Genomic DNA, 16,196 nt, shown 5'->3' on the forward strand with positions numbered 1-16,196 from the left:
AAAACCTCGCTGAAGTCGCCGAACACCGCCTCAAAACGTAGCGTGCGACCGCAGGATCCGCTGCGGCGAGAAATACAGAATATTCCCCAAAACGGAGAAAGCCAGATGCGGCCCTGTTTGAAAATAGTTGTCGTCGCTACTGCTCTTGTCGGAGCCATCATGAGTCCGGCGAGCGCAGAGGACGGCAGAACGTTAAGGGTAACTGCAGCGTCCTCTGACCTTAACGCGATGTGGGTCGAACTCGCGAGAACTTTCGAGAAGGAACATCCCGGAGTCAAAGTCGAGCTGGACAATTCGACCAGAGGTTATGACGATCTCGTTCAGGCAACTCTGCGCGCATCGCTCACAGGTTCGTTGCCGGACGTGTCATTCCAGGGCGCCAATCGTCTGCGGATTTACACGGATCGAAACCTTGCCGTTCCGCTCGGCCAATTCCTGAATACGGACACGAGTGACAACCGAAAAGCACTTTCTCCTGCGGTTGCAAAAATTGGAGCATCCAAGGGGGATAGCTATGCGCTAGGCTTCGGCATCGCCGAGCCTGTCGTCTTCTACAATCTCGACCTCCTCGCCAAAGGTGGCGGCGATCCTTCTCATCTCCCGACGACATGGGACGAGATCATCAGACTTGGTTCGAGTATCACGAAGCTGGGCGAAGGGAATGTCGGACTTATTTTTCAATACGATAGTGAGGACTTTTTCTGGGACGCACTGCTCTTTAGTCAAAATGCGACGATGATGAATTCTGATGAAAGCAAGATAGCTTTTGATGGCCCGGAAGGCCTGCAGGCTTTGGAAATTATAAAACGGATCGGAGAATCGGGACAAGCTTCAGTTGATATGTCGAAAGACCAGGCTCGGTCTCTGTTTGCCGCCGGAAAGGTCGGCATAATCTTCGACTCAAATTCAAATCAGCGGCGCTTCGAAGAGGATAGCAAGGATAAATTCAGGCTTGCGGTCGGCAGGTTTCCGCTGATGGCACCGAACGGGACGCTTCCCGCAGCCGGATCGATCGCAATGATGTTTGCGACCAAACCCGAGCAACAGAAGCTCGCCTGGGAGTTCATGAAGTTTGCGAGCGGTCCAGCCGGACAGAAAATTGTAGCGCTCAAATCCGGATGGCTGCCGGCGAACGACTTCGCTACCCGCGATTCAACAGAGCTCTCCGGCCACTTTGCAAAGAATGCCAACTATAAGGCGAGCCTCGATCAGCTACCAATTCTTCGCGGCTGGTACGCTTTTCCAGGAGAGAACGCGGCAAAAGTCACCAAGGTCATCGTGGACGGTATGCGCTCTGTCATCACACTCCAGAAGCCGCCTGAAGGGGCACTCCAAGCAATGGCGTCGCAGGCGCGAAAGCTTCTCGGCCTTAAATGAGTGTTTGAGGCTAGCTAGCGAGCAGTAGCGATGGTCAATGCAGGCCTTTATCCAGATGAAAGATATGGGATGGCTTGCGCCATCCCATATATAGAATGGAGCCGTCCGGGGAGAAAAGAGTGCGCCTTGGTGCTTTTCTTGACCGGCGGTGGTCATCTGGGGCGGATTTCTTATGGTTATCCTGACGGCGATCCCAGGGATTTTCTCGCCTATTGGCTAACGTCGATGGGGTACAATTTAGTTGTGCCATCACCTCCGATCGAACACCCTGTGTTCAACTCTCCTGTTTCTGAATTGGATGTCACAACCTGGTCAGAAGTCTTGATCGATCTGGTGGCGGCGAAGCTGCATGCATGGAAGCTAAAGCCGCGTGTCCTGGTCGTTGGCTGGAGTATGGCCGGTAGATTTATTTCACGTCTGGTCGCGACGGCTTCCAGCAGAAACATCGCCATAGAGGCATTCGTAAGCCTTGCGGCAACGCCTCCGCTTCCAGGCCTCTCGCCGGTGAATCTTAGGGAAACACCCCTGTCCGCGCATGGCTTTCGATCCTTCCTTGCTCCATCCGAGGGAGAGTTCACGCCGCTCAACCGGTCCTGGCTGGCTTCTCTATCGGAACAGGATCGCCTAGAGGGGAGATCAATTATTCCTTCTGAGGTGTACTTTAGAGAGTTCGTTGGTAGCTCGCCGTTGAATCTGCATGGTGAAGCTCTCCGCTGGCGCAATGGGCGGATGCAACATTCGCTGTCGGATGCGGCGAAAGATGTGCTGGCTATGGAATTTCAAGGTGCTCCGCTGTGCGCAGCCATCATTCCGACTGCATCGAGTGATAGGCACCATCTGTTAACGGATCAGGCCAACTGGTCATTCTTCAATGCCCACGTGATCGCGGCTCGCGCCGCGTCATTTGCTCCCAGTGCTCTAAACAAGGTCCGGTCACTTGTCGAGTCGCTGCCGAAGCGCTTGTCGCGAGAGGCCGTTGGCGGGCACTTCTTCTTTGTTGGCGCGAAGGGAGCCCGCGCCGCAGCGCAGGCAATTCTTGCACTTCATGCCGAGACGCTCGCTGTCGAGGTGGAACTGAAATGCTGCTCGTAAAGATCAGTTTGAGCGTAGCCCGCGCGTTGGAATTCGCGTCAATGTTCGAGCGGAAGCGGCGGGGGAGCGTTCTCTCAATCTCGATTCGCAGTTGCTGCTGTCGATGCAAACCATCGAGTAGCGAGCACGGTTTTGCGTCGGCGAACTTTCAAGTGGGTTAACGCTGACGTCTATAAGCGGTGTTTGTCAATCTGCATTCATTTGCCGCAATGATGGAACGAAGGCGCTTGCTGGCATTCAGAATGAGGGACTACAGCGAGGTACGAAAATCGAAAGAAGGGATCCCTTTGCTTGGTGGCAACGATGGCTTCTGTGATGGCAGCGATCGGGGGTGATTGAGCGACAAAACGAGAGCAGCCAGCATCGGCAAAGCGCGGCTTCAAGCGATCCGCTGCAATTTCCCGATTTCTGAGGCTGCTGGTATGCGCATAAGATCACTGAGCAACGGGTAGCGCGATTGTCACCTCTGCTGACCAAGGAAATTCCACCGTTCCATCCATTGCAGCATATCGCTCAAAGAGCAGGCGGTGCCACCTCATCGTATCTTCCAGGCCGTTGATCTCAATAATCTTCTTGGTGTCGCTACGGGATAAACTCAGGCCCTCGAACTGCTCCCATGTTAAAAAGTCGTCCCAATAGAGCGCAAAATGGCGGACCTTGCGAAACAGAGGCGATGATTTGAGTTCATGCACGAAATTGACGGGTGCGTAGCGTCCGTCGCTGTCCTCAAAGCCGCCGATCACAAAGCCACGAATGTAACGCTCGTGGTAACGCTCGTAATCTCGAAGCATCTCGCTTCTATCCAGATCCCGTCGGATCATGAGCACCGCGATAAGCCCTGATGGGGTGAGGACCCGGTTTGCCTCCGTGTAGAACTTGGGTCGATCAAACCACGTCGCCGCGCTCGCTGCTGTCACAAGAGAAATGGTACCGCTCTCAGCTGGAAGCCGTTCCGCCCTGCCTGGCATATGCTTGATATTCAAGATGCCGGCAGATCCGCAGATGGCATTCCGACGCATATCGGCGTTCGGCTCGAGGCCCGTAATGCTAGCAGAAGGGGGTAACAGGCTCGCCAGTTGCCTTGTAAAAAGTCCTGTACCACTTCCGACGTCAAGCACAGAGAGAGCACAAAGTCCCGCAGGCATCACGCGCTCGGCAATGAAACTCACTAGTTCATCCGGATAATGCGGCCGATAGCTGTCATACGCATCAGCAAGCCCAGTGTAGGCAGAGTGCGCATCTACCGATTGACTTGGCATCGTTCACTCCGATCGCTTGTTGCGGAACGAGGAAACCCCACTTGGATAGGCGCCCCGCAGATCCTGCGAGCACGTCCCTAGGCGCCGTTTAGAACGGCTACGGTACTTGGATGTGCGAGCCCGATCCGGTTGTCTCGGGTCTCGGGGTGTGAATTCATCGCTCGCCGAAGCCGGACGGCTGTTAGAAACCGCGTTCTACGGAGAGTTGCTTGTTCTCGCCGGGGGCGACACATGAAGAGCGTCCTCGTTTTATCACAAGCGCATCGCGCGACAGCAGAGTTGCGTCGAATGCGGAAGGGGCAATTTGTCTCTTCCAGAGCCACAGCTTTCGTCGTCTCAATCGTTCACCTACTCTGATTTTTATCAACTACCGACATTGGTAGTTGATTGGATCGGGAGCTGCTTCATTTATGGCGAGTTTCGACCAAGCGCGCCAGCGAAGTGCCGCTCACGTTCGGCCGGCAACCCTGTCGATCAAATCATCTTGGTGGATCAACGCTGTCTTTGCAGTGGTTCGCACCTGGTTGAGAGAGGCCGGCGGCCGCGGTGCTCTTGAGGAGACGAGAACAAATTGATCTTGGTGTTGCTGAGCAGCGTGGCTGGGGACCGAGAGCGGGCGAGAGGAGGCCACAAATCACTTCGGTGGGTCATGAAGGTCTCTTGGACCATACTCGCCTTCGCGAGATCGTGTGATGTCGCTCCTCGGCGACTCGCGGCCACCCGGGCGCGAACGTGGATGCCTCTGAAACTGGCAGGCTTAGCGTTGTCTCATTGCACTGCTTACGTCAACTGGAACCGGCAAAATGAATATCCCTGGCACTCGTGGACATGAACAGCCAATCAGCCTCATAAGAACCACTCCGCCGACCCCAGAATGGATGGGAGCGGCGTTGTCGAGAACGCTGCTTGAGATATCTGAACGAGGAGATGTCGCGACATTGTTGAGATATCATCGTTTTCGAGGAACTGATTCTGATCGTCAAGCTGGAGCGGCTTGGCTAGCGAAGCGCTTCGGGGCTGCGCCGTCGATCGACCGCATCATCGTCACGAATGGTACTCAGAGTGCCCTCCTAATCACATTGGTCAACGTGGTTGGAAGCGGCAATGTGCTGCTGACAGAGAGCTTGAGCTATTACGGGTTGCGGCGGATTGCCAGCTTCTTGAACATTTCCGTCAAGGGCATCGCGATGGATGACGACGGGGCGACGCCAGAGGCGTTCGAGGATGCGTGCAGAAATCTCAGTCCCAAAGCGTTGTTCCTTACGCCGACACTCCATAACCCAACCACAATCACGATGTCGCATGAACGACGGCTCGCGCTCGCCAATGTGGCGAGGCGATATGGCGTCGTGATTATTGAGGACGATGTTTACGGGCTGCTTCCACCGGAAGCTCCGCCCCCGATCAGCGCGTCGGCCCCTGACGTCACCTGGTACGCTGCAGGCCTCGCTAAGTGTATTGGCCCTGGTTTGAAGATTGCCTATCTGTTGATGCCCTCCGCTCAGGCGGCCACAAGCGCGTTTGATCGCTTTCAGACGACCTCGACGTGGCATGTCACACCCCTGTCCGCTTTGGTCGCTCAAAGCTGGATTGCCAATGGCACGGCTGAGAAAGCGCTGCTCGCTGTACGCAACGAGGCGATCGCGCGACAGGAATTGGCCGCGAGGTTGTTCATTCATGCAACCTACCTGGCCAAACCGGAATCACTACACATGTGGTTGACGCTTCCGCGCAGATGGACCCAGCGGAGCTTTGTCGCGGCCGCAGCCGAGGCCGGTGTCTTGGTTCGGTCCGGAAGCATGTTCGCGGTCGATGAAGACAGTTCCCCTGAGGCCATTCGCATCGTCCTAGGTAGCCCCGAAACGCGTGCCAGCCTTGGAGAAGCCTTGACAGCGCTCAGGCCTCTTGTGCACGAGAATATATAGCCTTCCGATCATCGGAGACTGTTGCGGAGATCGGCACATCCAGGATCGCTCTCGCAAACGATGAGCAGGAAAGCTCTGCGCCCTAAAAATGCGCCACTTAGCGCAGGGCTCGGCTCGATTCAACAGATGCTGGGAGAAGGCGATGATGTAGAATGCCTGCCCGATTGAACGAAAGCCCATGCCGTGCTCATCCAGGATAGACGAAACGGCCCGGTTCAGGGGGCCCGCTGGCGCGCGAACCCTAGCGGATGGCCTGAGCCGTGCCTGGTCTTCGATTTGTCGACTATCATCGACCTTGGCCCATCGCTCGACAAATGAAGTGCTTCTGTCACCTCGATCAATCGCCCGAAAGACGTTCTTTCGGCGATATTCGGTGTGTTTAATCCATCCGGACCTGTTCAGTAATGTGGATGTTGACTGGGAGTGTCTCCTCTGAAGGGACCCCATCTGTGTGAACCAATGGACGAGGAATTCGGAGCGCCTCCTCAGAGGGCTTGGCCGACTCTGAGTTGAGACCATTCACAGTCTGGCGGCCGCCCTCCGCCCGCCTCGCAGGGGTGCGCTGTCGATGGTTCATATCTTCAGGAAGTTCTCAATGCCGGCTACCAGCCTCCAGCGTTCCTGGCAGATCTGTTGAAGTCGGGCATGCCGGCGCCTCATGCGCAACGACCGCGCATAGGTCCTGAATGAAGCATCGATGCGGCTATTTGGCCCGGCAACTGGTCAGCTTCCCGAAAGCTGCACCTGCCACGGTGGGGAAACAGAGATATCTCGGCGCTGATCGGCGACTGCACCAAACGCAAACATCGGTAGACGGAGTTACGAGATGGTTCGCATTCATGGCGCGCTCGATACGTCAACGTTCGATTCCGGCTGTACATCACAGGCCGGGCAGCAAGACGAAACATAGGCCAAGCGGCCTTCGACCTGCATCTGGACGAGATACCGTTGGAGCAGGAGCAAGAAAGAGGTGCAGGTCCTTCCCATGCTGTTGCCACGGGCGACGTGGAGCATTGCTCGGTAAGCCAGCAACCCGACATGAAGCTGGTCGTCATTTCGAACCGCGGTGCGCCGTTCGACCCTAATAAACCCCAGACCGGCGGACTTGCCGCAGCCCTCGAGCCAGTCGTCGAACGTTCCGGCGCGGTCTGGATGTTCTCCTCGGAGAACCGCGGCGACGGGACTGAGCGGCCCCTGCCACTCGTGAAGGCTGGCGAAGGCCATGTGGCCGAACTCGATCTGCCGGCCGCGCACCATCGGGGCTACTATCGAGATTATTCGAATTCAACCTTGTGGCCGGTATTACACTCCCTGTCCGACCGGATGTCGCGCGCGGAAGAGGGATACGACAGCTGTCGACAAATGAACAACTTCATCGCGCGTGCGGCGTTCGACTTGCGGGATCGGGACGCATTCTGGGTGCATGATTATCATTTGCTTCCGCTCGGGGCCGATCTGCATAAGCTCGGCGTCGAGCGGCCGACCGGCTTTTTTCTGCACACGCCATGGCCGACGCCCGACATGATAGAGCGCGTACCCAATCACCGCGAACTGATGAAGTCGATGCTGGAATACGATCTGCTCGGCTTTCAGACGAACCGGGATCTGAACAATTTCTTGGCCTGCCTGCGAACCTATTTCGGACTGGAGAGCAAGGATGGCGTCGTTACCACGGAGCGTGGCCAGACGCGACTTCGAAAATTCCCAATCGGTATCGATCCCAGGCAATTCGCAGAGCATCTTGCGGCAGAGCTCTCGCCCGCAGAGCAAGAAAAAATCTCGTCATTATTGCAAAACTTCGAGGGCGCCAAGTTTGCGATCGGCGTGGACCGGCTCGACTATACGAAAGGTATCGACAAACGCGTCGAAGCGTTTAACCAGCTCTTGGCGGCCGAGCCGGCAGCATCTCGCTGTTGCAGATCGCGCCGTCCTCACGCGCCGACGTCGACGAGTATCGAAAGTACAAGGAGGACGTGGAGAATGCGATCAACCATGTCAATGCCGAGCATGGCACAGACGAGTGGAGGCCGATCCACTACACGAATGACCCGTTCAGCCAGGCTGCACTCGCGCGTCTTTACCGCGCGGCACATGTAGGTGTCGTCACGCCGCTGCGGGACGGCATGAATCTGGTAGCGAAAGAATATGTTGCTGCCCAAGATCCGAAGGATCCCGGCGTTCTGGTATTATCGAAGTTTGCTGGGGCGGCTGAAGACTTCAACGAGGACGAGGCGCTGCTGGTAGATCCAAACCATCCCAAAGAAATCGCAGCCGCTATTTCGAAAGCGGCCAATATGCCGCTTGAGGAGCGTGTCAGGCGCTGGCGGTCGATGATGGATAAGATTGAATCCTATACCATCCACGACTGGTCGGCGGACTACCTCCGGGAGCTGGACAAGAGCCGCATCACCGTTCCGGCTGATCAGTTCCACCATCTCGGTCTCGGCTGGACCAACGAGGCTCAAATGCCCCTGTATCAAAATTATGCCGCGGCGCTCACCGCCTATAACGAGATCGATCCCGCTGATGCCGCTTTGAAGGAGGCTGCCTATGAAGACGTGAAGTCGGCCTTTGAGGCTTTGGCGGCCCCACTGGAGCATACACAGGATAGACTCTGGGATCTGCCGGCGCCGACAGCTTCACGCGATGGTCATCGCGGACAAGAGTTCGATGCCCGCGAGGACTGATCGGGCGAAAAGCATAGCACGGCGGATGGCAGGCTTCTGTAGCAGGACAGAGGAGCAATCCAGGCTTTGTGCGCTGACGCGGTTCTTGCGGGCGGCGCAGGGCCGCATGCAATCAAGACATCATGCGAGTGGTCCATGATCAGAAGGGAGCGATACGGTCAACTCATCTTCTATCTTTAAACGACGCTGATGCGAGTGGTGGTGCCGCCAGTCGGCGCGCTGCTGCCCGTTGATCGTTCTGCCCCGGAAAGCGGCGCTTGCTCTGAGCCGCAACGGCAGCGTTGCGGAACAGTTCGCAGTGAGCGTTGCACTAGCCTTGAACCAGCCCGCATGATCCGGCAGCAGCGGGCATTCTCGATCGAAAATCTCGCCCTTGATCTCGTTTGTGTAATAGGGCTTCGATGAGGACCACGGCTCGTGCGTGGGTCCCCGCCGGGTGGATCAGGATCGTTTAAGCTGGACCGTAGCTCCCTCAATTGCTGCTGATGCCCAGCTTCATTTCGCCGTTTTGCGCCGAAGAACCTGATCTGGTGCTCGTACCTGTTGTTGATTGTTGGCTCAATCTGAAGACGTGTTGCAACGTAGGCCGTTTCTAGGGCGTTTTTACTCTGCTCGTCTCGCCGGCAATCAGTCAACGAACCAAGCTATCGGCGTGACTTGTGGGCTTCGCGAGGAAAAAGCTCGTCCAAATCGGCAGCGCTTGCAGTCAACGACTCGGAGCGCGCCATGCATACCACCCTTGCCGATGTCGACCTGGCTGCTGATCAATGCGCTGCTCTTTGTCGGGATAATGCCCGCGACAAGTCTGCCCAGTGACGCCGGCGAGAAGGAGCATCCTCATATGCGGAGGAAAGCAGCTTCCCTGCGTCCCGGGTCTTTGCCACTGAGATCAAAAACGCTGGCGCTCGTCTGGCATGCGGTCCGCCGACACGCTGTGATGTCCGCTTGGCAACCAACGTCGGCAACCGAACATGGTCGTGCAGCCCCGAACGGCTGAAACTCGCGACTCTTCAGCCGGCACGCAGCTTGCAATGAACGGCCCGCGACATAGCGCAAGCCGCGCTATGTCATGCGCTTGCGTGCTTTCCGCCGTCTCTGCTTGACGCGCCAGGGCCCGCGAGCCTGACCGCTCGACCTCCGCCGGAGCAAGTCCATGAATACATCACTCTTCTCCGCCAAGCTACTTTCGAGCGCCTGCATCACCTCCACGGCGCTTTCACAGGAGCGAGCGGATGCGGCAGTGACTGACGACCCATTCCTTTGGCTCGAGGAGATTGAAGGGGCAGGCGCAGTGGCTTGGGCTCGCGCCGAAAACGAGAAGACGCTCGGGGTGCTCCAGTCAGATCCTCGCTATGGGCACTTCTACGGACAGGCGCTCTCCATCCTGCAGGCCAAGGATCGGATCGCATATGTTTCATTGAAACGGCGCGGCTTGGAGAATTTCTGGCAAGACGAGACCCAGGTGCGCGGCGTCTGGCGGCGCACCACGCTCGAGAGCTATCGTAGCCAAGACCCACAGTGGGAAACCATTCTCGACGTGGACGCCTTGGCGGTCGCCGAGAACAGGAATTGGATCTTTCAAGGTAGCAGCGGCCTTCCGCCTGAAGAGCGCCTCTGCCTGATTAGTCTTTCCGATGGCGGCAAGGATGCCGCGTCCATACGAGAGTTCGACTGCGACGCCAAGACCTTCGTTGCGGATGGCTTTTATCTCCCAGAGGGCAAGCAGCGCGTCAGCTGGGTCGATCGTGACACACTCCTTGTTGCCCGGGGCTGGGGCGAGGACACTTTGACGCAAGCCGGCTACCCCTTTGTCGTGAAGGAGCTCAAGCGCGCTCAGCCGCTCAGTGAGGCTCGCGAGATCTTTCGTGGCGAGCCCACCGACGTCCAGACGTCCCCCTTCGTGCTTCGTGACAGCGACGGCCATATTCATGCGACCGGCGCGACGCGCGTGATTAGCTCTTTCGAGTACGAGTATGTGGTCTTCCGCCCCGAAGGGGCCGTCAAGCTCAATCTGCCGAAGAAGGCCGCGATGATCGGACTAGCGGGTGGTCACCTGCTTGTAAGACTTGATGAAGATTGGACGCCGCCAGGCTATGTCAGCTTCGCCGCCGGATCGCTGATTTCGTATGACCTCAACGAATGGAAACAGGATCCGCTGCGCGCCAAAGCCTCGCTTGTCTTCCAACCTGGGCCCCGCCGGGCCCTGAGCGGGGTAGCAGCCACGAAGAATTTGTTGATCATGACGATCCTTGAGAACGTTCAGAGCAAAGCGTTCGCTTATAAGTACGATCAGGGAGCTTGGTCGGCGACGCCGATCCCACTGCCGGAACATGCAGATGTCAGCCTGTCAGCCGCCTCCGATGAAGCGGACCAGGCCATGTTCGCTGTCTCGAGCTATCTCAGACCTACGTCAGTCTGGTATTTTGATGCCGAAAGCAAAAGCCTTGAGGAATTGAAGAAGACACCTTCTGCCTTCGATGCGTCCAACCATGTCGTGGAGCAGCTCGAAGCCACTTCGCGTGATGGCACGTCAATTCCCTATTTTCTGGTGCGGCCGAAGAACGCAAGGTTTGACGGCGCGATCCCGACACTTCTCCATGGCTATGGCGGGTTCCAGATCCCGCTTCTGCCCTCTTATCTGGGGCCGGTGGGACGGCTCTGGCTCGAACAGGGCAATGCCTGTGTGGTTGCGAACCTGCGCGGGGGCGGCGAGTTTGGCCCACAATGGCATCAAGCCGCGCAGGGGGCAACGAAGCAGACGACATGGGATGATTTCATTGCCGTTGGCGAGGACCTGATCCGCCGCAAGATCACGAGTCCACGCCGGCTAGGAGTCATTGGCGGCAGCCAGGGCGGCCTGCTCGTTGGCGCCGCAATCACCCAACGTCCCGAGCTCTTCAACGCTGCGATCATCCAGGTGCCGCTGCTTGATATGCTTCGATACACCAAACTGGGCGCGGGCGCCTCCTGGATCGGCGAGTACGGTGATCCCGCCATTGCCCAGCAGCGTGCGTGGATCGAAGGCTACTCGCCCTATCAGAAGCTGGTGGCGGGCAAGACCTATCCCGCTCCCTTAATTCTTACCTCCACCAAGGATGACCGCGTGCATCCGGCGCACGGCCGCAAAGCTGCCGCGAAGCTCGCCGCGCTGGGCCAGCCTTACTTCTATTACGAGAACATCGACGGGGGACACAGCGCCGCGGCCAATCTCATGGAATACGCGCGTCAACTGGCCCTTGAATACACCTACGCATCCAGGCGGCTTTGTTCTGAGTAAATTCAGTGGACGGGCTGATCGAAGGAGACAAATAGAGACCATCGGTTATCTCAACGTCTTCACGGTGCTCAGCTGAATTCATCGAACCCAAGGCGAGAGGCTGATGAGCCACCGGCGGCGCGATGAAGGTCGTCAGATGCCCAAGTTACCGGTTTGAACAGCCTCCACCGGTGGCGAGCGCATTTCCTGGCGTCCAAGCACAACATGACGAGCGGGCGGTAAGTTGCCAGATACGCTTCCTTGAGGATTGTCTCGCAGACCCCTGTTCGTCCGATATGGCCGGCGTGCGGCTAATATCTAAACGCGACGGCTAAAGCGCAGCTCTGGGAGTGTCTTTGTGCTTGAGAAAGCATGTCAGGTAGCTTCAATATAGGCATGCGCGGATTGATAATCCTTCTCCAGGCTGCGCAAAGGAGTTCACGATCGCCCTGTTGTTCAACGTCGAGGAAAACGATCCGCCGGCGCCGGATAAGCGCGGCATGTTCGAGGCTCCGCAAGTCTTCTGTAAGCCAGTCGCGTGCGACGAGTGAAGCGAAGGTCAAAAACGTCATCTGGGCTGAAGCCTTGAGGCGAAGTGTCGTCGACGTCAGGCCGCTTTTGTCGCTTGCACAATGCGGCCTCAGCTAGATTACGCGATAAAAACAACCACGTGACCAGCGCAGCGACTCGTCTCTTGCGGACCCTCTTGATGGCTGGGAGACTCTTCGCTAGATCACAACGGTTCACTATGGAGATGCCGCCGTGGCAATGGGTATTGTGAAGTGGTTCAACTCGACCAAAGGTTATGGGTTCATCAGGCCTGAGGACGGAAGTCCCGATGTCTTCGTGCACATCGGTGCCGTCGAAAGGGCCGGTTACACCACTCTCGAAGAGGGGGCCCGGGTAAGTTATCAGCTCAAGGCCGGGCGTTCGGGTAAGATGTCAGCTGAGGATCTCCGGGTTGGCTGATCCGACCCGCCTCCGGAAACTGCTCTCTGCAAAGCGTGTTCTCGCACCCGTCCGGCGATGCCTTGTGATGGCGCGTCGGGCGTTTGGCCTTTCGACGGTCTCTTCCGCCCATGAGGCTGTCTCTTGAGGCCGTCGATCGATCACTGCCGTCAGAGTTACAGGAGTTGCGAGCCCGGTCGCAGTGTGGGCGTGGCAAGATATTCCTGCCAGCCCGCCACGAGCGGCCCGAGCCGTACGCTCGTGACCAACGCGCCGCGAAGTGCACGCCGCCGGGCTGGTGCTCCCCTGTCCACGCGTGATGCATGTACGGCATGAAGGTGCTCGCACAACCGGGTTCGTACGTTATGGCCATACTGGCCGGCTGCGCTGAGGCTGCAGGTCTGTTTCTGCTACGCTGATGCCGTGAGCCTTCGAGGGCCGGTGTAAACAAAGCGGCATTGGCTTGATGCGGCGCCGCAAGTTTATATTTGCTAAGCCGGACCATGCGAAAAACTCCTAACGAAAAGTGCGCAGCCATGGGTGATACGCGGCACGCTCAGCAACTTGCCCAGCCGGTGAGCAAGGAGCAACTTGGCCGATTGTCCTCGCCGACCGTCTCTGCATCGCCAGCAGCATGTCCGGCGCACGCTGGATCTCGACGATGATGATGATGGCTCGGTCCAGGCCCCAGATCAAACCAGCGGGGGCGGCGGCCTCGCGGACCGTCTGATCGCGCCGGCCCGGCGCGGTCTTACAATCAGGATCATCGGGGTATCCGAAAGGGCTTCTTCCGCCCAACGTTCAACGAACCGCTCCAACACGCAAACTCCGAATCCCTTCGACCAGAACTATCAGGATCGGCTGATTGGATGTCATGAGAACGGCGATCTAGCTGCAAGCCTGGAAAGGCCTTATCCCCACTCCGGCACTTAACTTCTAAGGCTTCAATCGGAATTCGCAGATCTAGAGCGAGATCGCCCGCGCCAGTACTCGTCAACATCATACAAACGCGCGCGGCTGGCCCGACACCGCACGCGTTGGGGTGCCGTTACATGGAATTGATCGGCAATTATCTCGGGTGGATCGCGTACGCATGTCCTTTATCTCGGGCGCAAAAGCACAGCGCATCCCGAAATCCCTGCGCTTAAAGAGATAGATAAATTTGGCCCTCGCTTCACATTGCCTTCCAGCGTGAAATTAAGCTGGTAGTGTCCTGTTGCGGTACCGTCAAATCAGAGTTCGCAGGTGTGCCATGAACACGGCCTTTCCCGACGGCGATTTGGCTACTGCTCAACGAGCTCTTCTTTGTCGCACGATGCCCGCTCGCAAATCAGGCCGCCAACACTCAGGCCGCTAAGAGCTCACACGCCCTCTGTCCGAACGCAAGCGAGAAGCAGCCCCGCCGCAATATCGCCCTGCTGATGCGGTTCCGCGGTCGAACCGGCGGCCTCAAAGGGTGATGCCGAAACGTTACTCGGCGGACACCAGATTGTCAGCTTCAGAGCCAATGTCGGGAAACTGGCATGGCGATGCGGCACGATGCGGCGGAAACCTGCTGTTTGTCGGCGGCATGCTGCTTGCACAGATCGAGCTGCGGGCGGCGTGACACAGCGCGTGCACGGTCGCAACACGAATTTCGCTACGTTCGCCCACTCGCAAGAACTTGTGGGCTCGGCCTGCGTGCCTGGTCCGAGGATAAGGCAAATGAAAAGTCCCTTCTGCGCGCCGCGTTGCTCTCGATGATGTGTTTCACAGTCGCGCTGCTCCACGGGCAGTCTGGTGCGACCCCAGTGGACGATCCGTTCCTCTGGCTCGAGCAGGTCGATGGGCCGCGCGCATTGGCCTGGACAGAGGCCGAGAACGAAAACACGCTCGGCTTGCTGCAGTCGGATCCTCACTACGATCGCTTTTACCGGGACGCGCTGAAGATCCTCCAGGCAAAAGACCGGATTCCGTCCGTTTCGCTGGAACGGCAAGGTCTCGAAAGTTGCTGGCAAGACGAAAGCCACGTGCGCGGCATCTGGCGGCGCACCACGCTTGAGAGCTACCGCGGCCAGGATCCCCGATGGGAGACCATCCTGGACATTGACGCGCTCGCTCTCGCCGAGAACAAGAACTGGGTCGACAAGGGTCGCAGCTGCCTTGGGCGGCGTTGCCTCGTCAAACTCTCCGACGGTGGCAAGGACGCCGTGTCCATACGCGAGTTCGACAGCGAAGCCAAAAGCTTTATTGCAGGTGGATTCCAACTGCCCGAGGGCAAGCAGAGCGTCAGCTGGATTGATCGTGACACCGTCCTTGTTGCACGTGATTGGGGCGAGGGGACCACGACCGAGTCCGGCTTCCCTTTCGTATTGAAGGAACTCAAGCGCGCTCAGCCGCTCGATCAGGCGCGCGAAGTCTTTCGCTGCCAGCACACCGACTTCAAGACCTTGCCGTTTGTGCTTGGTGAAGGGTGGATGGATGTAACCGGCGTGGTCCGTCAAATCAACGGCTTCGAGCGGCAGTATGCGCTGTTCGCGCGCGCCGGGCCGATCGCGCTCGATCTGCCGAAGAAGGCCTTGATCGTCGGCATCGCGAGTGGCCGGCTGCTCGTGAAACTGGACGAAGACTGGATCCGCTCCGGCGATACCAGCTTCAAGGCCGGCTCAATGATCTCGTATGATTTGGCCGAATGGAAGCAGGATCCGCTGCGTGCGAAACCCTCTGTCGTTTTCCAGCCCAACTGCCGGCAGGCACTCAGCGGATTTGGCAGCACCAGGAAGTTCCTGGTCCTGACCATTCTTGATAACCTTCAAAGCAAGGCGTTCGTCCTACAGGTACGATCAAGGTGCCTGGCATGCCACACCAGTCCCGCTGCCGAAGAATGCGACCGTAAGCCTATCAGCCACTTCCGATGAAATGACGTTTACCGTCTCTAACTATCTCACGCCAACATCACTTTGGTACTTTGGTGCTGAAAGCAAACGGCTCGAGCTCTTGAAGACGGCACTTGCGACGTTCGACGCATCGAAGCATGTCGTGGAGCAGCTCGAAGCGACTTCGCGCGATGGCACGCGGATCCCGTACTTTCTGGTGCGGCCCAGGAGGGCAAGATTTGACGGCTCGACCCGACGCTTCGCTATGGTTATGGCGGGTTTCAGATTCCGCTTCTCCCTTTCTATGGAGGAGCTTTGGGTCGACTATGGCTCGAACATGGCAATGCGTACGTCGTTGCCAACCTGCGGGGAGGCGGCGAGTTCGGTCCACCATGGCACCGGGCTGCCCAGGGAGCAACGAAGCAAAAGACATGGGATGATTTTATCGCGGTCGCCGACGATCTGATCCGTCGGAAAGTCACAAGTCCGCGCCGGCTCGGCGTGATCGGCGCCAGCCAAGGGGGCCTGCTGGTCGGTGCCGCAATAACGGAGCGCGCCGAGCTTTTCAACGCGGCGATCATAGAGGCGCTGCTGTTCGACATGCTTCGATTCACCTACTTGGGCGCGGGCGCGTTCTGGACCGCCGAGTATGGCGACCCGGCCATTCCCAAACAACGCGAGTGGATCGAAACCTACTCGCCGTACCAACGACGACCGCGTGCATCCTGCGCATGGCCGCAAGGCCGCCGCGAAGCTCGCTGCGCTCGGCCAATCTTGTCTTTACTTTGAGAACATCG

At 57.9% G+C, this 16,196-nt stretch carries 8 protein-coding genes and 2 pseudogenes; 8 read left to right on the top strand and 2 right to left on the bottom strand.

The window, feature by feature from the left end; genetic code table 11:
- Positions 1–159 precede the first annotated feature (159 nt).
- Complete coding sequence (locus I6F33_RS34360) at positions 160–1,377, top strand: extracellular solute-binding protein (RefSeq protein ID WP_225145465.1); 1,218 nt, start codon at positions 160–162, stop codon at positions 1,375–1,377.
- Between the two features lie 30 nt (positions 1,378–1,407).
- Positions 1,408–2,469 carry a hypothetical protein gene (locus I6F33_RS34365; RefSeq protein ID WP_225145466.1) on the top strand — a complete coding sequence of 354 codons (1,062 nt, stop codon included), beginning with the start codon at positions 1,408–1,410 and terminating at the stop codon, positions 2,467–2,469.
- A 434-nt stretch (positions 2,470–2,903) separates the two neighbouring features.
- Here I6F33_RS34365 and I6F33_RS34370 read toward each other — a convergent pair whose 3' ends face one another.
- Positions 2,904–3,728, bottom strand: a complete 825-nt coding sequence (locus I6F33_RS34370; RefSeq protein WP_225145467.1) for a class I SAM-dependent methyltransferase — start codon at positions 3,726–3,728, stop codon at positions 2,904–2,906.
- 803 nt (positions 3,729–4,531) lie between these two features.
- Here I6F33_RS34370 and I6F33_RS34375 point away from each other — a divergent pair.
- The 4 genes and pseudogenes from I6F33_RS34375 to I6F33_RS34390 all read left to right on the top strand — a co-directional run bounded on the left by I6F33_RS34375 (position 4,532) and on the right by I6F33_RS34390 (position 12,565).
- The gene (locus I6F33_RS34375; RefSeq protein ID WP_225145468.1) at positions 4,532–5,653 is read left to right on the top strand and encodes a PLP-dependent aminotransferase family protein; all 1,122 of its coding nucleotides are present in this window, start codon (positions 4,532–4,534) and stop codon (positions 5,651–5,653) included.
- Between the two features lie 1,038 nt (positions 5,654–6,691).
- A pseudogene (locus tag I6F33_RS34380) lies at positions 6,692–8,340 on the top strand (trehalose-6-phosphate synthase).
- Positions 8,341–9,493: 1,153 nt separating this feature from the next.
- Complete coding sequence (locus I6F33_RS34385; protein WP_225145469.1) at positions 9,494–11,617, top strand: prolyl oligopeptidase family protein; 2,124 nt, start codon at positions 9,494–9,496, stop codon at positions 11,615–11,617.
- Positions 11,618–12,358: 741 nt separating this feature from the next.
- Entirely contained in the window at positions 12,359–12,565 is a 207-nt protein-coding gene (locus I6F33_RS34390; RefSeq protein ID WP_225145470.1) for a cold-shock protein, read from the top strand.
- 541 nt (positions 12,566–13,106) lie between these two features.
- On the opposite strand, the pseudogene I6F33_RS34395 reads toward I6F33_RS34390, so the two are convergent.
- A pseudogene (locus tag I6F33_RS34395) lies at positions 13,107–13,365 on the bottom strand (AAA family ATPase); the annotation flags it as partial.
- A 969-nt stretch (positions 13,366–14,334) separates the two neighbouring features.
- On the opposite strand from I6F33_RS34395, the gene I6F33_RS34400 reads away from it, so the two are divergent.
- Together I6F33_RS34400 and I6F33_RS34405 are read left to right on the top strand one after the other, a co-directional pair.
- Positions 14,335–15,441 carry a hypothetical protein gene (locus I6F33_RS34400; RefSeq protein WP_346657226.1) on the top strand — a complete coding sequence of 369 codons (1,107 nt, stop codon included), beginning with the start codon at positions 14,335–14,337 and terminating at the stop codon, positions 15,439–15,441.
- Positions 15,442–15,714: 273 nt separating this feature from the next.
- On the top strand, positions 15,715–16,188 hold the full coding sequence (locus I6F33_RS34405) for a prolyl oligopeptidase family serine peptidase (RefSeq protein WP_225145471.1): 474 nt from the start codon (positions 15,715–15,717) through the stop codon (positions 16,186–16,188).
- The last annotated feature ends 8 nt before the right edge of the window (positions 16,189–16,196 follow it).

It is taken from the genome of Bradyrhizobium sp. BRP20 (assembly GCF_020194215.1).
Classification (GTDB): Bacteria; Pseudomonadota; Alphaproteobacteria; order Rhizobiales; family Xanthobacteraceae; genus Bradyrhizobium; species Bradyrhizobium yuanmingense.